21 protein-coding genes and 1 pseudogene are annotated in these 24,309 nt (G+C 37.7%); 12 read left to right on the top strand and 10 right to left on the bottom strand.

All coding sequences use genetic code 11. From position 1 onward, the window contains the following. The first annotated feature begins 1 nt into the window (after window position 1). Together KHA96_RS14645 and KHA96_RS14640 are read left to right on the top strand one after the other, a co-directional pair. Window positions 2-1,144: a sensor histidine kinase gene (locus tag KHA96_RS14645; RefSeq protein ID WP_213130077.1), complete on the top strand. Its 1,143-nt coding sequence runs from the start codon at window positions 2-4 to the stop codon at window positions 1,142-1,144. After that, the gene (locus KHA96_RS14640) at window positions 1,122-1,724 is read left to right on the top strand and encodes a response regulator transcription factor (protein ID WP_213130076.1); all 603 of its coding nucleotides are present in this window, start codon (window positions 1,122-1,124) and stop codon (window positions 1,722-1,724) included. Before KHA96_RS14645 ends, KHA96_RS14640 begins: the two co-directional genes overlap by 23 nt. Window positions 1,725-1,905: 181 nt before the next feature. Here the strand turns inward: KHA96_RS14640 and KHA96_RS14635 are convergent, their stop codons facing one another. Further along, entirely contained in the window at window positions 1,906-2,667 is a 762-nt protein-coding gene (locus KHA96_RS14635; RefSeq protein ID WP_213130075.1) for a methyltransferase domain-containing protein, read from the bottom strand. Window positions 2,668-2,757: 90 nt separating this feature from the next. Between KHA96_RS14635 and KHA96_RS14630 the strand changes: the two genes are divergently transcribed. Then, a complete protein-coding gene (locus KHA96_RS14630; protein WP_213130074.1) occupies window positions 2,758-4,230 on the top strand; it encodes a GGDEF domain-containing protein in 1,473 nt (490 codons plus the stop codon). Between the two features lie 66 nt (window positions 4,231-4,296). After that, entirely contained in the window at window positions 4,297-4,695 is a 399-nt protein-coding gene (gene mscL, locus KHA96_RS14625; RefSeq protein ID WP_213130073.1) for a large conductance mechanosensitive channel protein MscL, read from the top strand. Window positions 4,696-5,310: 615 nt separating this feature from the next. Here mscL and KHA96_RS14620 read toward each other — a convergent pair. Continuing rightward, window positions 5,311-5,847 (bottom strand): YceI family protein, encoded by a 537-nt coding sequence (locus tag KHA96_RS14620; RefSeq protein WP_213130072.1) that lies wholly within the window; start codon window positions 5,845-5,847, stop codon window positions 5,311-5,313. A gap of 164 nt (window positions 5,848-6,011) precedes the next feature. Here KHA96_RS14620 and KHA96_RS14615 point away from each other — a divergent pair, with 164 nt between their 5' ends. From KHA96_RS14615 to KHA96_RS14605, 3 genes are all read left to right on the top strand, one after another. Next, window positions 6,012-7,307 carry a pyrimidine-nucleoside phosphorylase gene (locus KHA96_RS14615; protein WP_213130071.1) on the top strand — a complete coding sequence of 432 codons (1,296 nt, stop codon included), beginning with the start codon at window positions 6,012-6,014 and terminating at the stop codon, window positions 7,305-7,307. A gap of 180 nt (window positions 7,308-7,487) precedes the next feature. Then, window positions 7,488-8,138: a nitroreductase family protein gene (locus tag KHA96_RS14610; RefSeq protein ID WP_349305766.1), complete on the top strand. Its 651-nt coding sequence runs from the start codon at window positions 7,488-7,490 to the stop codon at window positions 8,136-8,138. Between the two features lie 67 nt (window positions 8,139-8,205). Then, window positions 8,206-8,358: a hypothetical protein gene (locus tag KHA96_RS14605; protein WP_213130070.1), complete on the top strand. Its 153-nt coding sequence runs from the start codon at window positions 8,206-8,208 to the stop codon at window positions 8,356-8,358. Window positions 8,359-8,482: 124 nt separating this feature from the next. On the opposite strand, the gene KHA96_RS14600 is transcribed toward KHA96_RS14605, so the two are convergent. From KHA96_RS14600 to istA, 3 genes are read right to left on the bottom strand one after another with little or no spacing between them, the layout of a single operon-like run. Continuing rightward, entirely contained in the window at window positions 8,483-8,794 is a 312-nt protein-coding gene (locus KHA96_RS14600; RefSeq protein ID WP_213130069.1) for a hypothetical protein, read from the bottom strand. Next, window positions 8,787-9,569 (bottom strand): IS21-like element helper ATPase IstB, encoded by a 783-nt coding sequence (istB, locus tag KHA96_RS14595; RefSeq protein WP_213130068.1) that lies wholly within the window; start codon window positions 9,567-9,569, stop codon window positions 8,787-8,789. The genes KHA96_RS14600 and istB overlap by 8 nt, the downstream gene beginning before the upstream one ends. Beyond that, on the bottom strand, window positions 9,562-10,851 hold the full coding sequence (gene istA, locus KHA96_RS14590; protein ID WP_213130067.1) for an IS21 family transposase: 1,290 nt from the start codon (window positions 10,849-10,851) through the stop codon (window positions 9,562-9,564). Before istA ends, istB begins: the two co-directional genes overlap by 8 nt. 684 nt (window positions 10,852-11,535) lie before the next feature. On the opposite strand from istA, the gene ltrA reads away from it, so the two are divergent. The 4 genes from ltrA (at window position 11,536) to KHA96_RS14570 (ending at window position 17,762) form a co-directional block, all read left to right on the top strand. Then, window positions 11,536-12,798 carry a group II intron reverse transcriptase/maturase gene (gene ltrA, locus KHA96_RS14585; RefSeq protein ID WP_213127439.1) on the top strand — a complete coding sequence of 421 codons (1,263 nt, stop codon included), beginning with the start codon at window positions 11,536-11,538 and terminating at the stop codon, window positions 12,796-12,798. 557 nt (window positions 12,799-13,355) lie between these two features. After that, window positions 13,356-13,811 (top strand): MarR family winged helix-turn-helix transcriptional regulator, encoded by a 456-nt coding sequence (locus KHA96_RS14580; RefSeq protein WP_213130066.1) that lies wholly within the window; start codon window positions 13,356-13,358, stop codon window positions 13,809-13,811. After that, the gene (locus tag KHA96_RS14575; RefSeq protein WP_213130065.1) at window positions 13,808-16,936 is read left to right on the top strand and encodes an MMPL family transporter; all 3,129 of its coding nucleotides are present in this window, start codon (window positions 13,808-13,810) and stop codon (window positions 16,934-16,936) included. The genes KHA96_RS14580 and KHA96_RS14575 overlap by 4 nt, the downstream gene beginning before the upstream one ends. A gap of 466 nt (window positions 16,937-17,402) precedes the next feature. Then, window positions 17,403-17,762, top strand: a complete 360-nt coding sequence (locus KHA96_RS14570; protein WP_213130064.1) for a cupredoxin domain-containing protein — start codon at window positions 17,403-17,405, stop codon at window positions 17,760-17,762. 183 nt (window positions 17,763-17,945) lie between these two features. On the opposite strand, the pseudogene KHA96_RS23090 reads toward KHA96_RS14570, so the two are convergent. From KHA96_RS23090 to KHA96_RS14555, 4 genes and pseudogenes are all read right to left on the bottom strand, one after another. Beyond that, window positions 17,946-18,047, bottom strand: a pseudogene (locus KHA96_RS23090) (cytochrome c biogenesis protein CcdA); the annotation flags it as partial. Between the two features lie 273 nt (window positions 18,048-18,320). Beyond that, window positions 18,321-19,424, bottom strand: coding sequence for an alpha/beta fold hydrolase (locus KHA96_RS14565; RefSeq protein WP_349305765.1), 1,104 nt, complete (start codon window positions 19,422-19,424; stop codon window positions 18,321-18,323). 44 nt (window positions 19,425-19,468) lie between these two features. Then, window positions 19,469-19,792: a hypothetical protein gene (locus KHA96_RS14560; protein ID WP_213130063.1), complete on the bottom strand. Its 324-nt coding sequence runs from the start codon at window positions 19,790-19,792 to the stop codon at window positions 19,469-19,471. A gap of 19 nt (window positions 19,793-19,811) precedes the next feature. Further along, the gene (locus KHA96_RS14555; RefSeq protein WP_213130062.1) at window positions 19,812-20,588 is read right to left on the bottom strand and encodes an SDR family oxidoreductase; all 777 of its coding nucleotides are present in this window, start codon (window positions 20,586-20,588) and stop codon (window positions 19,812-19,814) included. Window positions 20,589-21,429: 841 nt separating this feature from the next. Between KHA96_RS14555 and KHA96_RS14550 the strand changes: the two genes are divergently transcribed. Continuing rightward, window positions 21,430-21,825 carry a spore coat protein gene (locus tag KHA96_RS14550; protein ID WP_213130061.1) on the top strand — a complete coding sequence of 132 codons (396 nt, stop codon included), beginning with the start codon at window positions 21,430-21,432 and terminating at the stop codon, window positions 21,823-21,825. Window positions 21,826-22,005: 180 nt separating this feature from the next. On the opposite strand, the gene ilvB is transcribed toward KHA96_RS14550, so the two are convergent. Further along, entirely contained in the window at window positions 22,006-23,676 is a 1,671-nt protein-coding gene (ilvB, locus tag KHA96_RS14545; RefSeq protein WP_213130060.1) for a biosynthetic-type acetolactate synthase large subunit, read from the bottom strand. Window positions 23,677-24,309 lie beyond the last annotated feature (633 nt).

Here is a 24,309-nt window from a genome sequence, read left to right as displayed (position 1 = left end):
ATTGAATAAGTTCCAGGTTTTTCCTAAAAGATACGGTGTTTTTCCATATATATTTTTAATTTATTTAGCTCTTCCGGTTTTTTACGTGAAAGAAGAACAAGGCTTTAAGGCAGTAATCGGCTATGCTTTAATACTGCTTTTCCTTGTTACCTACCGGCAGTTATATTTTTTAATCCCCTTTAAAAAGTTCTCTATTTGGCTTGTTATGCAATCTATTATTCTTATTATTCTTAGTATTTGGTTTAACCCCTACAATATGTTTATGGGTTTTTTTACCGCAAATTTTATCGGTTGGTTCCTCGATAAAAAACTATTTAAAATTGCTTTAATTTCTTTTGCACTCGTGCTTTCTATACCGATAGTTTTTATCATTCTACAAGGACAATTATCTAATTTTTATTTCTTTTTTCCTTTTCTTATTGTAATGCTTACTACTCCTTTTGGTATCCGTTCAATGAATACAAAGATGGAATTGGAGAAAAAGCTTGATCAGGCAAATCAACAAATTAAAGAATTGATCAAGCGTGAAGAACGAGTCCGAATTGCAAGGGATTTACACGATACACTTGGGCATACACTATCTCTCATTACATTGCAAAGTCAGCTTGTACAAAGATTAACAGAGAAGAATCCTAGTCGGGCTAAGGAAGAGGCGAAGGAAATTGAATTATCTTCTCGTTCAGCGCTGCGTCAAGTGAGGGAACTCGTTTCCGATATGAGGTCGATTACGATTTCGGAAGAATTAGCAGATATGGACCAAATTTTAAAGGCTGCAGGAATAAAACTTCAGATGGAAGAGAATATAGATTTTTCACATATCCCTTTACTACAACAAAATATTATTGGGATGTGTCTTCGGGAAGCTGGAACAAATATTGTGAAGCATAGTCAGGCAAAAAACAGTACTGTAATGTTTGCAGAGGAGGAAGGTTCCATTTCCATTTCAGTAATAGATGATGGAACGGGATTATTAGATCAACATGAAAACGGGAACGGATTAAAAGGAATGAAAGAGCGCCTTGCATTAATTAATGGAACACTTAAGATTCGTTCAAACAAGGGGACTGCACTAAAGATAACCATTCCAATTGTAAAAAAGCAAGCGGAGGTGAAGGATGCATATGATACGTATAGTCATAGCTGAAGATCAGCGAATTTTAAGAGGAGCTCTTGGAGCATTGTTAGATTTTGAGGAAGATTTAGAAGTGGTGGGGCAAGCAGAAAATGGTGAAGAAGCATTAAAGCTTATAAAGGATTCTAAACCTGATGTTTGCTTAATGGATATAGAAATGCCCTTAAAAAGTGGACTTGAAGTAGCAAGTGAACTGAAACGAATCGGCTCCTCGGTTAAGGTAATTATGTTGACCACCTTTGCACGGCCCGGCTATTTCGAAAGAGCTATGAAGGCTGGTGTTCATGGTTATTTATTGAAGGATGGGTCGATTGAGGAGCTTGCAAACACCATACGTAAAGTAATGGAAGGGAAAAGAGAATTCGCTCATGAGCTAATAATGAATTCGTATAATGAAGATAACCCATTAACAGAACGTGAACAAGAAATTTTAAAGCTAGCTGCTGAAGGAAAAACGGGAAAAGAAATTTCAAAAATATTATTTTTATCTCAAGGAACAGTTAGAAACTATATGTCCGAAATTCTTCAAAAATTAGATTCAAAGAATAAGATAGAAGCCATATCCATTGCCGAGGAGAAAGGCTGGATATAAGAAGGGATGTTCCAAAAAGATGGAACATCCTTTTTATATACATATAGTCTTTTACTGTTTATGTCAGTTTACGAAGAGCGCTTTTCGAAGTATTCAAAGTGCCCATAATTATGAAAAACCGTTAGACACCGTATGATTATAATTCCCATTCAAAGAGTTCACTATAAAATATATTGAAAGGCTAAAGAGCTTTCGCCTTAATAAGAAATCGATGCTGCTTCACATCAAAATAACCTTTTTCTTGAATCATTTGATGAATTTCATACAACTTCTGGGTTTCCTTTTCTACATTAAAGTCTGGTGCTTGCCAAGGAATGGCTTTTAAATAATAGACTAAAGCTCCAATGTCAAAAAATCTTTGAAGAGGAAATTCTTCATAGCTTTCTAAGATCTTAAAGCCATTGTTCTCCAAATCAAATACTGCTTTTGATAATTTCCAATCAATAAATTCCTCGTTATAAGGCAAGCCAAGTGCATCATTCATTTCGTTGCAATCCAATCCGCCAACTTGCTGAGTGAGGAATATTCCCCCATCTGAAATAATTCTTCGGATCTCTTGATTTGAATACGATTCATGCTTATTTATGATCAAATCAAAAAAGTTAGTTTCAAATGGTAGAAGGTGATCATCATCAATTTCAAAAACCTTCACCCCGAGTGGTTCAAGGCGATTCTTAGCGATAGGTACATTTGGTTTATATCCTTCAGTTGCATAAATCGTTTTGGGGAAAGGACGCAACATCGATAAAAATTCACCGCCGCCCGTTCCCATATCAAGCATTGATGATGTATTTCCCATTAAGGCTAATGCCTTGCTCCCATATGACCAAGTAAGTGGCTCATTATCTATTCTTCCTGTTCCACTTACATATGAAAAATCCCAACCTGAAAATTTTTGATTGCTGCTTTCGATTAATTTCTCAAATTGATTGTCATTTACCATATCAAATTCCTCCGATTCATTAAGTGGCAGAGACTGCTAAATCCATAGTATAATAGTCCTGATTGTGATTTTTGTAAAGGGGCTTTTTTCTTGAAAAATTTCAGATTACATTTAACTTTAATAATAATCGGTTTTTCCATTTTTATTTCTTTTATCGTAGCATTTTTTGATCAAGTGAAGTTGAAAAATAGATTAATAGAAGAATATGAGACTAAATTAAGTGTAACAGAAGAAAGCATTATCGAATCATTGCATACAATCGATAAGGCATACATGCTTTTTGATGATGACATCGCTCGAAAAATGAAAAAGAATTCTGATGAACTACTTGCTCTTTACGAAAAAAATCCTCATTTTAATGAATGGAATTTTCAAGCACTTAAAGCTTATTATGAGATGGATATATACATCATAGATGATCAAAATGTCATCCAATATAGTAGTTTCGAAAAGGATGTTGGTTTAGATTTCCACAAATGTTGTAAACGACTATCCGAACTTCTTGATCAAAGGAGGAATGAAGGTAAATTCGTTGATGATGGAATGGACATTCAACAATTGGATGGTGAAATAAAAAAATATAGTTACGCCCCGACACCAGATAAAAAGTACATTATTGAGTTAGGTGCATCTTTATCAGATGGAGAAATTTTTCAGCATTTTAATTTCCTTCATTTAGCAAATGAACTAGAGAAAAAATATACTTTTATCAATAATATCAATATATATAATCGTGGCGGACATCTTTTTCTAATAAACGATACGAAGGAGCAACAAGATATTAAGCCGACATCCGATAAATGGCCCATTTTTAGAAAGGCTCTTAAAAGTGGCAAACCGATGGAAGTAAAAGGGAAATGGCAGGATCTTAATGTTACATTTCGATATGTTCCTTATGAAGCAAATGTGAAGAGAGGGGTCTCAACCGATAGGGTTGTCGAAATTATTTACAACGATATTCCTTTGAATGAAGCGTTGATGGATAATAAAAAACAATTTATTTTGCAGCTGCTTGTCATATTTATTGCGGCAATATTACTCTCGCTATTTATCGCGCGTTCCATTGAGCGACCTATGTTTTTAGCTTTTCACGACAGCTTAACAGGGTTAAAAAATAGAGCCGCTTTTGAGGATTTAATAAGTGGACAATTGGAGAAGAAAAACATAAGCACGGCCCTGATGATGATTGATCTTGATAATTTTAAGCTTGTGAACGATCGATTAGGTCATTCAGAAGGTGATCGAATTCTCAAAATTACCGCTGAGACAATAGCTTCATTTTCAGGTGAAAAAGATAATGCAGTGAGAATCGGTGGAGATGAGTTCGGCGTCATTTTTGCTAATATTGAAGTAGAAGATATTAAAATGATTGCTTCTGGAATGCTCAGCCTAATGGAGCAGCGTTTCCGTGATTTGCCTGAAGACATTGATATATCAATGAGTATTGGAATCGCGTTTGCCGACCCACAAGATAATGTTGATACGTTATATGCAAAGGCGGATAGTGCATTATACCGCTCGAAAAATAATGGGAAGAACCAATATCATATATACATAAACTAACTCTTATCAATATCGTACTATTATTGTAGAATGATAGTACGATTTTTTTTAGGAGTTGAAACATGTATGTGGGAAGAGTTTAAAAAGTTTGCTATAAAAGGAAATGTTCTAGATTTGGCAGTAGCGGTAGTCATAGGAGCGGCATTTGGAAAGATTGTATCTTCACTAGTAGATAATATCATTATGCCATTAGTCGGTGTATTGCTCGGTGGTAGAAGCTTTGAAAAGCTTTCAGTCACAATCAATGATGCAGATGTTAAATACGGATTGTTTATTCAAAGTGTAGTTGACTTTTTCATTATATCCTTTTCCATTTTTATTTTTGTGAAAATATTAAATGGCTTAAAACGGAAGAAAGAAGAAGAAGTTGTAGAAGAAAAAACTGAGCTTGCACCAGAAGTTGAGCTGCTTGCCGAAATAAGGGATTTATTAAAAGAGCAGAAACAAGAAAACGCTGAAAATTAATAGAAGACGGATAAAAATACGACACGATTTTTGTCTGTATCAGATTGTCAACAAAAGGCATCGAGAGTACTACTTTCGATGTCTTTTAGTATTAAAAAGAAACGGTAGCATGAAGCCTTGTTCTGCTCCAGGTGCATGCTTTTCCTGGAGCGTTCGGCGATTTTCCTTGTGCTGAACCTGAGACCACTGAAAAAGTCCAAATAAAATAGAGAATATTCACGGATTGTTTAGTAAACTATTTTTCGTTTTTTGTGTTTAGTTAAGCCCGCAGGTCAAATATACTTCGCTTTTCACGGGCGAATGGCAAGCCTCCTCAGGCTGCGCCGCCTTGCGGGGTCTTGTCTATCTCACATTTCCCGCTGCAATCTACGTATATTCGAGCTCTCAGAACCTGATTATCCGTTTTTTCTTTGTTTAAAGACAACACTCTTCGCAAAACAGTTTATTTTCGATGAGTTAAAATCAAAATATATCATGGAAGTGGTAGATATGTTACACATCCTATCAGAATACTTAAATACCTACACCAAATCAAAAAAAGACTGTAGTCAAACTTGATTCATCGCGTTTGTCTACAGTCTCATACCACACAAATCATGGTATTTTTAAAATATATTATGCTTCTCTTGCTACTTGAATTTCCATCGTTACTTTAATATCGTCTCCAACAAGGACGCCGCCTGTTTCAAGTGCTGCGTTCCATGTTAAACCGTAATCGCTGCGTTTGATTTTCCCATCAACACTAAAACCAGCTTTTTCCGCACCGCTCATTGGGTCTTTTGCAAGTCCTTCAAACGTAACAGTAAAAGTTTCAGGCTTTGTAATACCATGCAAGGAAACGTCTCCTGTTACTGCGTATTCATCTTCGCCTTTTTTCTCAATATTTGTTGAAGTAAAAGTTAAGTTTGGATATTTCTCAACTTCAAAAAAGTCGGCTGAACGAAGGTGATTGTCACGATCTTCGTTTCTTGTATCAATACTTGCCACATCGATCGTAAAATTTATGTTTGCTGTAGTAAGATCAGTTGGATCTGCTTCGATATCTGCTGAAAACTGATTGAAAGAGCCTTTTACTTTGGATACCATCATATGTTTTACTGAGAAGTCAACATTGCTGTGAGCATTATCAAGGTTCCATTTAGAAATTGTCATTGTCATATTTCCTCCATTCATTATGGTGTTACAAAAAGTAAGTAACTGATATTATTATAGTTAATGGCAAATAAAATGTAAAGTGTTTTATTTGCTTTTTGACTTTCCCTTTTGAAAAAATAATAATGTATTTAATATACCCAATAAAGAGAGGTGTCATTATAATGCGAATGGTGGATTTGATCGAAAAGAAGAGGGACGGGATACATCTGAAAAAAGAGGAAATTCATTTTATGGTAGATGGATATACGAATGGTACGATTCCTGATTATCAAATGTCAGCTTTTTTGATGTCCGTATTTTTTAATGGAATGTCTGCGGAAGAAACTGCTGAAATGACAATGGCGATGGTGCAATCCGGAGATCAAATTAATTTGTCGGGAATAGATGGAATTAAAGTTGATAAGCATTCTACTGGTGGTGTAGGCGATACAACGACTTTAATATTAGCTCCACTTGTTGCAGCTCTTGATATCCCTGTTGCAAAAATGTCAGGCAGGGGGCTGGGGCATACAGGTGGAACGATTGACAAGCTGGAAGCAGTTCATGGTTTTCATGTGGAAATTCCCGAGGAACAGTTTATTGAATTAGTGAATCGGAATAAAATTGCAGTTATTGGACAATCGGGAAATTTAACTCCCGCAGATAAAAAGATTTATAGCCTTAGGGATGTGACTGCGACTGTTAATTCTATTCCACTTATTGCAAGTTCCATTATGAGTAAAAAAATCGCAGCGGGCGCAGATGCGATTGTTCTTGATGTTAAAGTTGGAGCAGGAGCCTTTATGAAGCAGATTGATGATGCACGGAGGCTCGCACAAGCTATGGTGGAAATTGGAAACCAAGTTGGAAGAAAAACATTGGCCGTCATTTCGAATATGGAACAGCCGTTAGGATACGCGGTCGGAAATGCACTTGAAGTAAAAGAAGCAATTGAAACATTGCAAGGAAACGGTCCAGAGGATTTACATGAACTTTGTCTTGTACTTGGCAGTAAAATGGTTGTTCTTGCTGGGAAAGCAGATACAGAGGATCACGCTCGAGTGATGCTCGAGGAAGTTATCTCTAATGGAAAAGCTCTTCAAGTATTTAAACAGTTTTTATTATCACAAGGTGGAGATGCCTCGGTCGTAGATGATTTGAATAAACTACCGCAAGCAAAGTATCAAATTCCTGTAAAAGCAACAAAAAGTGGATTTGTTACCGGAATTGTCGCAGATGAAATTGGTATAGCGGCGATGCTATTAGGAGCCGGCCGTGCAACGAAGGAATCTGAAATCGATTTAAGTGTAGGAATTGTATTACATAAAAAGATTGGAGACTCGGTCGATCTAGATGAGCCAATCGCAACAATCCATAGTAATACCGAAGGGATCGCCGAAGTCATAAGGCGGATTTCCGAGGCATACGATTATTCTATAGATAAACCCTCTCCAATGCCTTTGGTCTATACTATATGAGAATTTTGTATGTGGGCTTTCGCGACGAAAGCTCTTTTTTTTGTCTAATAAAAGCAGCCTTTCGATAAACACATATAGCCATTTCCTTCAATAAATTATTGCTCCGTGAAGTAGGAGCATCGATTATACCGCCTCCTCTTTAAGTCTTCGCAGACAGAGCAGTTTGCTACGGAAATGCAGATGAGAAAAAAGCTTAAGTATTTAATACTTGCAAAGTTAAATTTGAATGATATGATAAGTGAAAATGATTATCATTATTATTTAAGGAGGACATCTATGCTGGCGGTGAAGTCGATAGCTGACATTATCCGAGAAAGAACATCTGTGAAAAATGGGTACGTCAATAAGGAAATTAGTCAGGAACTTGTGTTGTCCTTATTAAAGGATGCCGTTTGGGCTCCAACTCATGGAGTGCGGGAGCCGTGGCGGTATATTTTTATTTCTGGTGATCGCAAGGAAGCCTTTATTGAAGAGGTTTTAAATTGTAATGAACCGAGCCGTCATGAAATAATTCGCAAAAAGTTTATTAATGTACCGGCATTTTTAGTCGTAGTTATGAATCAGGATCCACGCCAAAAGGTATGGGAAGAAGATTTTGCGGCTACGAGCTGTATGATTCAAAATCTCCAGCTTCTTGCATGGGAACAAGAAATCGGGATGGTCTGGAAGACTCCAAACCATATTCACGATCCAAGATTCCGTCATGCAATAGGAGTTGCTCCTGGTGAAAAAATCGTTGGAGTATTAAATATCGGTTATTTTGATAAAGAAATTGCGGGGAAAAAAATAAGAAAAAGAACAAATCCTGCGGAAAAGATGGTCGCTTTTTAAGCTTTGTTTTACTTTTCTTGCTTAAGGGTATTGCAATAACCAAACCTTTAAATAAGGAGAGGTTAAAATGGACGAGCATAAGGAAGTCGAAAGGACTGAAAGGAAGTCGGATTCCAGTAAGGTCGCATCTACTTTTATTAGATACGCCGCTTATTTAATTATCTTTTTTGGAATTCTTTGGTTTATTATCAGTTATTTAATTCCGCTGATTCGAGGATAGTATGACAAAAATATAAATGTCAATGAAATTATGTACATATTTGACTGTTTTAGAATGTACATTTTCGTTTTTTCGGGGCAAGACTTATTGAGTATTGTGTTTGCCCCGAATTAGAGGTAAAAAGCTAAAATGGTAAAATATCTAATCGTTGCTCAAGCGTATTTATTTCATCCATTAGCTTGTACTTTTCACGTTTCAAATCTTCTATTTCCTCTAATAATCTTGCGATTTTTGTTTTATCATCAATTCCATCTTCATATGCTGTACCTTGATAACTCCACCATTCACTAAAATCAAACATATCCCAATCCGTAAGTTCCTCATCGTTACTAGGGCCACCTGTTTTATTAATCCATTTTTGAACGTCACTGCTTTGGCATTTTACTTCATGAGAATGAAAAAACTTAGTAATTTCCTCCACTGTGTACCTACTCATTCTGTCTATCTCCTTTTTCATTCATTTCGTTTTCCTTATCAAAGTGATTTTTTAGTCGATAAGAATCCCCAATAATATTTACTACTGTTGCGTGATGGAGGACTCGGTCCAAAATGGCATTGGCCAACTTAGGATCCTGAAATATATCACCCCATGTTTTAAAATTGGCGTTTGTCGTTAGTATGGTGCTTTTCTTTTCATATCTCATGTCAATTAGCTGGAAAAACAACTTGGCATCTTCTGCATCAATTGGCAGATAGCCAATTTCATCGATGATAAGCAACCTATACTTGGCATAATGTTTTAATCTGGTTTCCAGCCTATTTTCAAGTTTTGCCCTTTTCAAATTCATGATTAAGTCATTACATTTTATAAAATAAGTACTCGTCCTTTTCTTGGCGGCTGCGATCCCAATAGCGGTTGCCAAATGGGTTTTTCCTACGCCACTAGGACCTAAGAAAACGATGTTTTCTTGCGACTCAAGAAATCTTAAGGTTGTAAAGTCTAGTATCTGTTGCTTATTAATAGAAGGTTGAAAAGTAAAATCAAAATCTTTTATTTCTTTCAAGTGAGGGAAAGCCCCAACCTTCACCATCGCCTTCACCATGTTAATTTCTTTCATATCAATTTCATAGTCCGTGAGTTTTATCAATGTATCCACAAAGGAAAGTTGATTATTGGTCATAAAATCAATGGTTTCATCAAGATGGGTAATGATCTGCTTTAACTTCAAATACTCCAGATTATGTACTAGTTTTGCATAACTACTATTCATTTTTATACACCTCATTAATTGCCTCAAGATTTTTCTTAGCTAGTTCTTCAATGTTCGTTGTAAGAGGAAGCCCCCTAGCCAACGTTTCTACATAATGTTCTTGTTTATAATTGATTTTTAATGGGCTAATTGAATGTTGGACAATTAAATCCGTGCTATAATAAACAGAGATATGGTTATCGTATACTTGTAAACCTACGGTTTTTCCTATGTATCCAGCGGGAACTGAATACTGATTGGACTTGTAGGTGATCATATTGGAAGTATTTACTTTTACAAGTATATGATCGATTTTATAGGAATCTCTTATTCTTACATTTGGCAATGGGGATAAGAGATCTTTTTCTTTTTTAAAGGCTAGTATTGGTATTTTTCCTGTTCCCTGATGATAACTGTGATTTATTCGATCACACAGATTCTGTACAAATTGATGGAGTTCTTCATAATCAAATTTTCCTTGGTAGGCATGAATTTCATCAATGATTTTCATTGGAGCTTCTACCTTGGCCTTTGTATTTGGTCTTCCGGCTATACAGGGCTTTACCCCAAATCCCATATCCTTCGAAAACTGATAAAAGCGTTCATTCACCTTCCCTTTTGAGTATTCAGTTCTAGATTCATCCATGATCGTTTTCATATTATCCGTCACAATCGTTTTCGGTACTCCCCCAAAAGCCTCAAAACTCTCAACAAGAAAGGATAATAGCACGCTCTGTGACTTTGAAAGGGAAAGATGAAAGGTTCGAAACCTTGAATAAGAGAGTAAGAGTACACAAACATTTACATAAATAATTTCCCCATCTTTTGTGATGTATCGAATATTTTCTTTCCAATCCAGTTGGGCCTGTTCAGCTGGAGGTGTTTCAAAGCGAATGACCTCAGTATTGGATTTCTTTCGTTTTCCGGAATCAAAGTATTTTTGGAATTCCGGTTTACTTGATATGTACGCCCTAAAAGTGGATGAAGCACACTTTAAACCGTGATTGTCCTTTAGGTATTGCCATAAGACCCGTTTATAATAAAAGATTTGTTTAGAGTCCTTAGACAGTAATAAGGAAATCGTTTGATAATACTGATCCAGATTAGATTTACGCCCCCTGGAATTTTTCGGCTTATAACCTTCAAGATATTTTTCAATTGTCCGCCGATCCACCCCCATCTCTCGTGCCAATTTACTTTTATTAATCTTCATCTTTAAACTCTCCATAATCATTTTTAATTTTGGTAAATCTAAAAGATTGTTAATCTCAATATCTGTGTTTATGTTTAATTGTAAATGCATAATATTCACCCCAGAAATATTATGCAGTTTTAATATCGAATTTGTACATTTTTAAACAATCACTTTTGTACATGCTTAACGTATCATTTATAGACAAAAACAACTTTATCATCTTGATAAGGTTGTTTTTATTGTGCGCCCAGCATGGGCGTAGTCTATAGGGTGCAAGTCCCGAACTGCGAAGGCAGAAGTAGCAGTTAGCTTAACGCAAGGGTGTCCACGGTGACGTGGAATCTGAAGGAAGCGAGCGGCAAACCTCCGGTCTGAGGAACACGAACTTCATATTAGGCTATTTACGATTGGGTGAGTTTGCAGTACAGAACAAAGCCCTTTCTGCCGAAGGTTGTATGTAGTAAATGAAGCAGATAGGTGGAGGGAAAGACTACGTTCTTACCTGGGGAGGTCTGATTGGAACGCCAAGTTCACTTGGTAACCTATCCAGTGATGGATAGCTGAACAATCAGAAGTCAGCAGAGGCCATAGTACCATTCGAACTCGAGAAGAATGGGAAGGGCTGAACAATTAAGAGAGAGCAACATCTTGGCATTCAGTAACCTGCGATGAACACAGATAACCGATAAGGCATGCTTGAAGGAGGATATGGTGAATCCCATGGGGGACTTCAAGATGGTGGAGCAGAACTGGCATAAGTGGAATCGTTGTTCACGGAAAGAGGCGTAACCAATGTTAATGGAACGAATACTGTCACGGGAAAACCTCCTTTCCGCCCTGAAAAGGGTGGAACGAAATAAAGGAAGTCATGGTGTGGATGGGATGTCCGTACAAAACCTACGAGAGCATATCAAGAAACACTGGGAATCCATGAAAATGGAACTTCTTGAGGGTACCTATACACCGCAACCCGTCCGCAGGGTCGAAATCCCGAAACCTGACGGTGGGGTGCGATTATTAGGTATCCCTACCGTAACAGACCGTCTCATTCAACAAGCAATTGCCCAAGTTTTAACGACTATATATGACCCGATGTTCTCAGACCATAGTTATGGATTTCGACCAGGTCGAAGCGCCCATGATGCGGTTAGGAAAGCAAAAGGTTATATACAGGAAGGTTATCGTTGGGTGGTTGATATCGACTTGGAGAAGTTCTTCGACAGAGTAAACCATGACAAATTAATGGGGACACTAGCGAAACGAATCGAAGATAAACGCCTGCTTAAGTTAATCCGTAAATATCTAGAATCGGGAATCATGATAAATGGCATTGTGACAACCAGTGAGGAAGGAACTCCACAAGGAGGACCTCTCAGTCCTTTACTCTCTAACATTGTCCTTGACGAATTTGACAAGAAGTTAGAGGAAAGAGGTCACAAATTTGTACGATACGCCGATGATGCTAATATCTATGTGAAAACAATGAAAGCAGGAAACCGGGTGATGGATTCCATCACCTTGTTTATAGAAGGAAAGCTTAAGCTGAAAGTTAATTTGAAAAAGTCAGCTGTAGACCGTCCTTGGAAGAGGAAATTTCTTGGATTCAGTTTTACCTTTCATAAAGAACCCAAAGTTCGGATTGCCAAAGAAAGCGTGAAACGGATGAAGAATAAAATCCGAGAAATTACCTCAAGAAAGAAACCTTATCCCATGGAATATCGAATAGAGAAACTAAACCAATATCTAATGGGATGGTGCGGATACTTCGCCCTGGCAGATACGCCAAGTGTATTCAGGGAGTTTGATTCATGGATTAGAAGAAGACTTCGGATGTGTATGTGGAAGAATTGGAAGAAACCAAGCACGAAGGTGAGGAACCTCATTAGACTTGGCGTTCCGAAAGGAAAGGCTTATGAATGGGGAAACTCACGTAGAAGTTATTGGAGAATCTCCAAAAGTCCGATACTACACAGAACCCTTGGAAACTCCTACTGGAATTCCCAAGGGCTCAAAAGTCTATTATCTCGTTACGAAACTTTGCGTCACCAATCTTAGTTGAACCGCCGTATACCGAACGGTATGTACGGTGGTGTGAGAGGTCGGGGGTTAATCACTCCCTCCTACTCGATTTTGAGGAAATTATAAATTGGAAACTTAATGAATAAATTTCTAGGAAGAAGCTTCCGCTTAGCTCCAGTTCCTAGCAAACTTTCGCTTTATACTTACTATAAGCCATTATCAGATCTTCTTTTATACCCAGATACAGGCCGATAGCAGCCCCCTCAAGGTCAAAAGTTCTATTGTCCCAGGATGCAGGACAGGACAGCGTTGAGAAGTACATGGATATGTTTCGTGCAGGCGAAGCGACAGGACGTTGCTCTCTTAGTCTTCCAAACTCTTCGTGCACCTCCGCTTTTCTTAACTCGCCGTATTTTCTTTATTACAAGTCTGAGTCTGGAAAAGGAACGTCGACAAAATCGCGACGTCCAGTAGGCCTGATCGTCGCTAATCAGGAGCTTGCACTTTTGTTCATTTTTCACATTTTCGCCATTGACCCTACATATGTATTGTTATATAGTTTAATGGGTCAACTATTGATGAGGTGAACTAATTTGAATAAAGAGAGAGTCCAACTTATATTCGATCGTTACATGGATATTTTCATGCACGGAACGAAGAGTATTTCAACATTAATGTCAGTACAATTAATGGAAGAACTGTCGCTAGAGCAGTTTTCACTAGTGCGCTTGCTTTACATGAAAGGACCGGTCCGTGCTTCTGAGCTTGCAGAAAAGCAGCTTGTACATAAAAGTGCGATTACGGTGAGAGTGGATAAACTTGTTAAAAGGGGATTAGTTGAGCGGAAAAGGGATGAGAAAGACCGCAGAAATATTTACTTGAGCCTGACAAAAGAAGGCGCAGAACTTTATAAGTCTATTGAAAGTAAAGTGAATGAATTTGTAGAGGCCATCGTAAAAAAAATACCGGAAGATGAGATGGAAAGTTTTCTTAATGTATATGTGAAAATAGCTGACTATATAGAGAACTACAAGGGGGAAGAAGAATGAGATCGGTATTAAGATTTAGATGGGCGATACTTGCGATTTGGATTATTTCAGCAATCGTCCTTATGGTGAATTCTCCCAATATGGCTCAATTGATCAGAGATAAAGGCCAGCTTGAAGTTGCGGATGGCTATCCATCTACGATCGCTTCAGAAATTATTGAAAAGCATTCTACAAAGGAAAAAGGGACGAGTGCCTTTATCGCTGTTTTTCACAATAATAAAAAATTTTCCGAGTCGCAGCTTTCTGAAATAGAAACGACAATGAAAACCCTAGAAAAGGATAAATCAAAACTAGGGATAAGTAATGTTACGACACATTTTAATGATGAAGCCCTTAAGGATCAACTCGTTTCAAAAGATGGGAACACGATCATCGCTTTGCTAGATGTGAAAATGGGCGATAAAGAAATAAGGGATGTAAGAGATCAACTGGATAAGGCTGTTGCCACAAAAGATGTGGACACTTATTTGACCGGGAATGCGTTAATTACGGAGGATGTCATCATCAGTTCTGAAAAGGGTCTGGCCAAGACGGAAGTGATTACTGTCATCTTTATCATGGTAATCCTCTTACTTGTGTTCCGCTCAGCTGTGGCTCCATTCATTCCACTCCTTACAGTAGGAATGACGTATTTGGTAAGCCAAGCGGTTGTCGCATTTTTAGTGGATACACTTAATTTTCCGGTTTCTAATTTTACGCAAACCTTCATGGTGGCGGTTTTATTCGGTATTGGCACCGACTATTGTATTTTACTGCTTAGCCGTTATAAAGAAGAACTTTCGAATGGTCAGGATATTCAGTCTGCCATTGTCACCACTTATAAAACTGCTGGGAAAACGGTTATTTTCAGTGCATTAGCAGTCATGATTGGATTTGCATCCATCGGCTTTGCTACTTTTAAACTTTATCAATCAGCAGTTGGTGTTGCAGTTGGTGTTTTCGTCTTAATGATAGCACTCTTTACGATCGTTCCATTTTTTATGGCTACATTGAAAACAGCCCTTTTCTGGCCAGTTAAAAAGAATATTTCCCATTCTGAAAGCGGCCTTTGGGGAAGGATGGGAAATCTCGCTATTACAAGGCCGCTCATTGCACTTGGAATAGTTGCGATGTTTACCGTGCCTCTTCTTATTAGCTATGATGGGGATCTATCCTTTAATTCACTTGATGAAATTGGCGATGATTATGATTCTGTAAAAGGCTTTAATCTCGTCGCAGAAAATTTCGGTCCAGGGGAAATTATGCCGATTCAAGTGGTGCTTGAAAACGATGATTCGATGAAGACGAAAGAGTATGTCACTTTAATTGAATCGATTAGTAATAGATTAGAAAACCTGGACCACGTAAATAAAGTACGCAGTGTTACGCGCCCAACAGGTGATAAAATTGATGAACTATATGTAAAGAATCAGGCGGACCAACTCGGGAAAGGAATTGGAGAAGGAACTGAAGGGATCGCGACAATTAAAGATGGTCTCAATGAAGCGGCAACATCCATTAAAGATTCTAAGCCTGAAATTGAAAAAGCAACGTCAGGGATTGGCGAGCTAAATGATGGAACGAAAAAGTTGCAGTCAGGTGTCGGGGAACTGCAAACTGCATTAAGCTCCATTGAAAATGGAATTCGTCAGGGGAAAACAGGTGCAGGCGATTTGAAAAAAGGAGCTTCGGAAGCTAGTAAAAAAGCTCGTGAGCTTCAGGCTGGCACTGTAAAATTATTGGAGGGCTATGAACAGGCTCAAGGGGGTCTTGCGAAGCTAATTAGTGAATACGAAAAAGTACCTTCTACATTGCAAGAGGCACAAAGTAAATTGATGTCACTTGAAGAACCGTTCACGAAGCTCGTTCAAAATCATCCGGAAATAGCCCAGGATCCGAATCTAGGTGAAATCCAATCCATCATAGGTGATGCAACGAAGCAAGTTGCCATTGCAGGTGGAACAGTTTCAGCATTGAATGCAGAATTACAAAAGGTGAATGACGGACTGAAAGAAGCCAATACAAATTTAAGCAAAATCGGTGGCGGATTAGGTGAATTTTCTAAAGGTTTAAATGAGATTGCAAATGGTTTGGAGAAGCTTGAATCTGGCTTAGGCCAAGCAACAAATGGACAGCATCAAGTTGTCAAACAAATCCCTTCGATTACATCTGGTCTTGGTGATATTGCAAAAGGACAGGAACAGTTAAAAACAGGCTTCGGCGATATGGGGGGTCAGCTGGATGAATTAAGTGATGGTCTTTCTCAAAGCAGCGAAGGACTTGGTAAAATTGAAGACGGATTTGGGGAAGCGGAGAGTTATTTAGCTGATTTAGCTAGAGATACAGACTTGCAACAGTCCGGTATTTATATACCTGATGAACTTTTAGAAGACGAAGAGTTTCAAAGAGTATTCGATACGTATATGTCAAAAGACGGTAAAATGACGACGATGGATGTTGTGCTTGATTCAAATCCATATGCAAAACAATCGATGGAGATGATATCGGAAGTTGAAAAAGCGGTGAAAGATGCAACGAAAAATACTAAACTCGAGCAAGCAAATATAGGGATAGGCGGGGTTACGAGTATAAATCACGATCTTGAGGCAATGTCCAATTCTGATTATACGAAAACAGTTACGTTCATGATGATTGGGATTGTTCTTATCCTGATTATTTTACTCAGATCTCTCGTTATGCCGATTTATATTATTGCATCGCTTCTATTAACTTATTATTCTTCCATTGCGATGACAGAAGTCATTTTCGTAAATATTCTAGGCTATCCTGGAATCAACTGGGTTACACCATTCTTTGGATTCGTGATCTTGATTGCTCTTGGGGTTGATTACTCGATATTCTTGATGGATCGTTTCTCAGAATATAAGGAATTAGATGTGAAGACAGGCATCATGTTAGCGATGAAAAATATGGGTACTGTCATTATGAGTGCAGCCGTTATTTTAGCAGGCACTTTTGCAGCTATGCTGCCATCAGGCGTCTTGTCGATGCTGCAAATCGCGACGCTTGTATTAAGTGGATTGTTATTTTATGCGTTGATCATATTGCCATTATTTGTCCCAGTCCTGATCAACATGCTTGGGAAAGCAAATTGGTGGCCATTTATACCGAAAAAAGATAATTAGAACGTTTGTCCCAAAGAGTGATACTTTTGGGACTTTTTTGTCTAGCTGCAGTCGCCAGCCCCTAAAGGTCATAAAACAGCTGCAATAAAGTCAAAATAGGGACTTTTTTCGCCTCAGAACATTTGCTTGTCGGATACCTGCAGGATGCGGTCAGGAAGGCATTGCGACGTACATGGATGACTAGTGCAGCCGAAGCGACAGGAAGGACGTTGCTGCGTGATCCTTCAACAGGACATTGCGCCTTTAGTCTTCCTTCGCCTTGCGTTTTTTTATAACAATTTTGTGAACAAGGCTGCATTTTATAGCTTTATTAGTAGCTAACCCCAATAATACCAAGGGGTTAAAGGGAATTTCCACTATTAAGTTATGTTGTTAACATTTCCTTCTAAGTGTGATTTAAATCATAGTTAGAGTGCCATTTTCCTTCTAAACTTAAATTATAAAAGTTTAAGGAGGAGTCAATGTTATGAAAAAAATGATGTTTGCTTTCTGTTTAGTGATTTTATCCGCCCTATTATTAGGTGCTTGTGGAAGTAAAGATAGTGGTGCAGAAGGCAATGGAGAGGTAAAAGAATTTACGATAGATGCAACAAACTTTGAATTTGATTTAAAAGAAATCAAAGTAAACAAAGGCGATACTGTAAAAGTAACACTTAAAAACTCGGAAGGAAACCATGCAGTGAAATTTGATGGGTATAACAAAGAAGTTCAAGGAGACAAAACGATTTCCTTTGTAGCAGATAAGGCAGGAGAGTTTAAATATGAGTGTTCTATTTTCTGCGGTGCCGGTCATACTGATATGGTTGGAAAATTAATTGTAGAATAATAATAATCGAGAGGGTGTCCCAAAAGTCATGATCATTTCCTTTTGGGAAGCCCTTTTTTATGTTTTAGCTTTGTTGACCGGGAATGTGGTTTTCCGCTGCAGGTGTTTGCTTTCCACGGGCGATACGGGAGTTTCCTTAGGGCCTAGGCGCCTGCAGGATCTCCCCTGCCCCTAAATAGCCCTAACTTGGCAAATATAGTTAAAAAGGAAAGCTGGAAATAAGGGGAATGTGCACGGTGAAATAAAGCTTAAAAAGTTAGCGCTAAATGTTAGAAAAATATTAATATATTAGAAAAACTCCAATCCGCTGATGGAAATGGAGTAGAGATTAGAACATTGTATCATTGTTGTTGATTTATGAAAAAATCGCGATAAACAAGGCTAGCAAATCCTAAATAATCGATATATGGATCCATATTTATCCACTTACTTGAATAAAGTATATACATATAATTCTCTCCTATCTTTCATTATTTTCCCTCTTGAGAGATTAACTCCTTTATTCACTGCTAATATGAGTGAGTTTAGTGGATTGTAATAGTTTTTCAATTACTATGATCAAAGTGGATCTGCACGTTGAGGCAACCATTCTTCCAGATAATCTGGAAGTTTGTTATCTTTTACATTTAAAGTAGTGTGACCGCCTTGTAGAAGTTTATACGATTTATCCTGACTTGAAACGAGGTCTAGAATAGGCATGCTTTGTTCTTTAGGGACAAGATAATCTAAATTGGAGGAAACCACGAGAAGGTTAGCCTTAATATCTCTTAAATCAACCTTTTTATCACGTACCATAAGTTCCCCTTTGATCAACTTATTATCCTTAACAAAATCATTGATTAATTGTTTCATTGCACCCCCAGCAAACGGAATATGTTCGTTTGTCCACTTATTAAAAAGTCTCCACCTAAGTACATAGTTTGGATCATAAGATCGATTTAATAAAGATAGGTACTGGCTTACATAAACTGGTGATGTAAGTAATCTTACCCCAAACTTTACAAATTCCGCCGGGATGATTCCATAAGCATCGATAAAATCATCTACATTTAAAGAACCTGTTCTTATCGCTTTAACCCATTGGTTATACGAAGGAAAATACTGAAAATCAATAGGAGTAACCATTAAGATTAAATTTTCGATCGGTTCGTTACTTATTGCCGTATATACCGCTGCAAAAGTTCCCCCAAGACAATAGCCAACAATACTTATTTTTTTAGCTTTAGAATGATGAAGTGCCCTAATTACCCCTCGCTGGATGTAATCTACAATATAATGATCGACAGTGATATCACTATCCTCATCTCTAGGAATTCCAAAATCCATTAGATAAACATCAAAGCCATTTTCAACAAATGATTGTATAACACTCTCACCAGATAATAAATCTAGTATAAATGGTTGGTTAACGAGGGAATAGATTAAAAATAATGGAGTTTTATATTTCTTCTGTGAGGTAGGATAGTGCCATAATGTAGCCTTGTTTTTCTTCCAAATTGCCTCCCTTTGTGTATGTTGTTGCATTAATATTAATTCATTGTCTGTCCAATGGCTGAAAAAACCTTTCCACCTTAAATATTCTTTCGTTACATTTATATTTGCAATTTCAAAATCAGTTGTTCCTGATTTCAAGCTATTTAGATGATCATTCTTTTTCTTCACAGGTTATTCCATCTCCTTTATTATAAAAATAAGTAGTGTCCTACCTATTTTTTTAACCTCTCCACTTTTTGCTGAAGTGAAATCACCTGATCTTCCACCTTATCTATTTTCTCTTCCACTTGTAACACCATTTTCCCTATATTAGTAACTTCTTTTTTTGAGGGCATATTTAAATGAGAGAACAAATGCCCCATACTATTTTGAACACATTTCATTACATGAACATAGTACTTGCCGGCTATATTTGTTCCTTGAACAACTTTCTTGTGATTAATCTGATCTTTAATCCAATTATTTACTTCTTGCTCAACTATAGAGCTCGTTATTTTTATTGCCTTATAGAGTTCCACTCGCTCTTTATTCACCACATCCCTTTCTCCTTTCATACTAGACTAAACTACTTATTCCTCCATCTATCACTAAAACATGTCCTATCATATAATCTGATGCTCTCGAGGCTAAGAAGACAGCCGCCCCGTGTAAGTCCTCCACTTTTCCCAATCTTCTTGACGGTATTTGACGTAGAATAGATGAGGTAGATTTATCTATTACTTTTTGACTCATTTTAGTAGGAAAGAATCCGGGTGCGATGGAATTTACTTGAATATTATAACGTGCTAATTTAACGGCCAAATCCTTTGTGAATATCATAACGGCACCTTTACTCGTATTGTAGGCTATCGTATCTAATAATTCCGGTTGTGTGCCGCCAAATCCAGTAACAGAGGAGATATTAATAATTTTTCCGCTGCCTTGTTTTATCATTTTCTTTGCTACGGCCTGACTAAAAAGAAATACTCCCTTTACATTGACATCCATGACCCTGTCCCATTTGTCTTTAGGCAACTCTAAGGCTGGCCCAATCCACGATGTTCCACTATTGTTAATTAAAATATCTATGTTTCCAAACTCCCTGCTCGTTTCTCTGACTACATTTTCTATTTCTTCTTGGTTAGTTACATCGCATTTAAAAGCTAGAGAGCCTACACCACATTTTTTTAACTGGTCAGCGACTATTTGACACGCTTCTAAATCTCTTGAACCTACAACAACATTTGCTCCAGCTTTGGCAAGTGCACTAGCCATTTCTGCACCTAACCCCTTTCCGCCGCCTGTAACAATAGCTGTTTTACCAGCTAGATTAAAAAGATCATATATTCCCACATACATCACCACCTTTTTCAAGCTTTAAAAGCCGAATCTTTTCATAATCTCTGTCATATTTTAATTTCTTAATATTATTTATAGTAAGTTCAAAGAAAATGGTGTAAGAAATGATATTCTTGCCTTAAGCATATTTTAAATTGTCTACTATCATTGACTGAACGAATTAATGCTCACTTATCCATAATAATTAGTTTCAGCATCAATATATTTGCAAAGAAAAAGAAGGGACAATGATTGCCATTCCGCCTTTTTTCAAAAAAGGTACTATCTATAAATTAATTAATCCTGATATATACGGGCAATCTCACATTGACTTGTTAATAGATAAATCTAGTTAGACCGTTTCATGAAAAAATGATGTTAAGAACAAATAATGCTTTGGAGTCTATTTAACCTAGTCCCTCACCACTTAAAAATTTTTTAGTTATGTTGTATGCCCTTTCCCTCCTTTTTTTCTTGAATATATATAGTAACAGTCGTAAGGGAAACCATTTTGCTAATAAGAATCGAAAAGAACTATACAACCATCAAATATACTTGTGTTTATAGCCGATCTGTTGTCGAAGGATAAGTTAGATAAGGATGACTTAGGGAAGACTTTCAGAGGAACAACGAGAAAAACTCAAAACAACAGCAAATAAATTAAAGGAAAAAGTAGAAGGATATCTCGATAAACAAATAAAAAACGGTTGCTGAAAAGGATCAACCTACTGTACAGCTAGAAAGCCCCTTGAGAGAACGGCTTTTTAAAAAGAACTAAAATGTACCTTTTCACCGGGGGTTATCCAAACGAAAATGCATCATTTGCATTTAATAGTGCAGAGAGGGGGCTAGTAAAATGGGAAAGAAACCAAAACCAAAACCAGAATTAATTTGGAAGGCACTTGAAGAAACAAAGCATCCTTGTAATCCAAGAGGTGGAGAGCCTATTCTTAATAAAGCTGGCCTGGTATCAAAAACTGAACAATCATCCAGCGAAACGATTGAGATCCTGGATTCCTGTGATATTACAGTAAGCACTACTGACCTGCAAGCAGCAGTTTCCTTGCAATCAGCCATTGCAATTGTGGTAAATTTCTTTATCGCTGATAGTGCACTTGCTGAAAAAGTTACTCAAGGGCTATTTGAACGGGCTCAAATCATGCAGACAAACCAGCAAAGGCTTGTCATAGTAAATTCACGTTCAGTTGATGTCACTACTGTAGATACGGGTGTAGTAATTTCTTTCAACTGAAACCTCATCATCGAACCGTTATATTTCAGTAACTGTTAATCTACATATCTCTTTATGAAACAGTTTAAAAGGTTAGGGATGCATTAATAAAAGATAAACCTGTCATTGAAAATGAGACTGTTCCTTACATGGAACAGCCTTCATATGTATAAAGATAAAAAGTTACATGCATGCGACTTTTCAATCCTCTATCATATCTTGATTACTTGCACCTGGCGGGACAATTGGGTATACATTTGCTTCTTCATTTACATAGAATTCCATGATAACCGGACCCTCTGTATTAATAGCAAGATCAATAATATTACGTGCCTCATCGATTGTTCTTGCTGTAAACCCATGTGCTCCAAAGGATTTCGCTAATGAAGCGAAGTCAGGTGAACTAATTCGGACCGCAGAATATCTATTGTTTAAAAACAATTGCTGCCATTGTCTCACCATTCCAAGGTAGCCATTTTTGAGAATCGCAACCTTTACATTTATCCTTAAGTCTACAGCCGTCATAATTTCTTGCATATTCATTTGAAAACTTCCATCCCCACTAATGCAAACTACTTGACGATCGGGATTAGCAACTGCTGCTCCTATGGCCGCTGGAAATCCATATCCCATCGTTCCAAGGCCACCTGAAGTTAAAAAGGAGCGAGGTTTTGTAAAAGTGTAATGATGTGCAGTCCATATTTGATGCTGCCCTACGTCAGTAGAAATGATTGCATTTTCGGCCGTTGCAGCATCGATATAGTGGATCACTTCTTGTGGTGTTAAGGAATTGTCTTTTTTATATTTAAAAGAAGGTGCCTGTTTGGACCAGCCATCCAGTTTTTCGTGCCATGCTAAATGTTTATTTGGAGGGACACGTAGCAGAATTCCACGCAGTGCATCATCTACAGCACCTGAAACGGCTAGGTCAACATGGACATTTTTGTTTAGTTCTGCAGGATCGATATCTACTTGAATCTTAAATGACTTAGGTGAGAATGACTTTTTATTTCCTGTTACTCGATCACTAAACCGCATTCCTAAGCAAATTAAAACGTCAGCGCCTTGGACAGCGCGATTAGCAGCAACAGTTCCATGCATTCCAACCATCCCTAAATACAATGGATGATCGACTGGAAAGGACCCAATGCCCATTAAAGTGGAGGTTACTGGAATATCGCACCGAGTCGCCAGTTCAAATAATAAGGATGGGCCATCCCCCGCTAAACAACCGCCCCCTGCTACGAGCACTGGACTGTGTGCACTTTCTATTTTTTCCACAATTTCATCGAATTCTCTATAGGAAATGGATGTGCACGGTTCATATCCTTGTATGTGAATGGGGCCTTTTAGTTCATCCAAAGCTAAATCCATTTTATTTGTCATAATATTTTTTGGAAAATCAATAAGAACCGGACCGGGACGCCCCGTATTTGCAATATGGAAAGCATCCTTTATAATCCGTGGAAGATCAGCGATGTCCATAACCATATAATTATGTTTTGTTATATTCATCGTCATCCCATAAATATCGACTTCTTGAAAGCTATCTAAGCCGAGTAAATTCGTAGAAACTTGACCTGTCATAATAACCATCGGAACGGAATCCATATAGGCAGTGGCAATACCCGTTACGGCATTGGTCGCGCCGGGACCACTTGTTACAAGGGCTACCCCTGGTTTCCCTGTTACTCGCGCATATCCATCAGCTGCATGGACGGCAGCTTGTTCATGCCTTACAAGAATGTGATTAATATTATTGCAGTCAAATAAAGCATCATAGATTGGCAACACTGCACCACCAGGATATCCAAAAATAGTATCGACCTCTTGTTCTATTAAAGATTGTATTAATATTTGCGCCCCATACATTGTCTGTCATCACTCCTAAGGGAAATATGCAGAAAATTTAGTTTTCCTAATAGAGGTTACTTTAACAGATTAATATAAATCATATTGTGACTCACATCACATTTTAATGAACCGAAGCGAAGTAAACCGAAACGAAGGTTGCCACACGTGCCTATAGTCACTAATAAAATTCTTGCGGAGGTCACGAATGGGGTTAATGGTTTCCAAAGATGTTGTTAAAACTCTTGCGAAGGTCACCAATCGAGCAAATGGTTTCCAAAGATGTTGTTAAAACTCTTGCGAAGGTCACCAATCGAGCAAATGGTTTCCAAAGTTGATGTTAAAACTCTTGCGAAGGTCACCAATCGAGTTAATGGTATCCAAAGTTGATGTTAAAACTCTTGCGGAGGTCACGAATCGAGCAAATGGTTTCCAAAGTTGATGTTAAAACTCTTGCGAAGGTCACCAATCGAGTTAATGGTTTCCAAAGATGTTGTTAAAACTCTTGCGAAGGTCACCAATCGAGCAAATGGTACCCAAAGTTGTTGTTAAAACTCTTGCGAAGGTCACCAATCGAACTAATGGTTTCCGAAGTTATTGTTAAAATTCTTACGAAGATCACGAATCGAGCTAATGGTTTCCAAAGATGTTGTT

The organism is Bacillus sp. FJAT-49711, from assembly GCF_018343715.1.
Taxonomy (GTDB): Bacteria; Bacillota; Bacilli; order Bacillales; family Bacillaceae_C; genus Lederbergia.
This window is presented reverse-complemented; position numbering and strand designations above follow the sequence as displayed.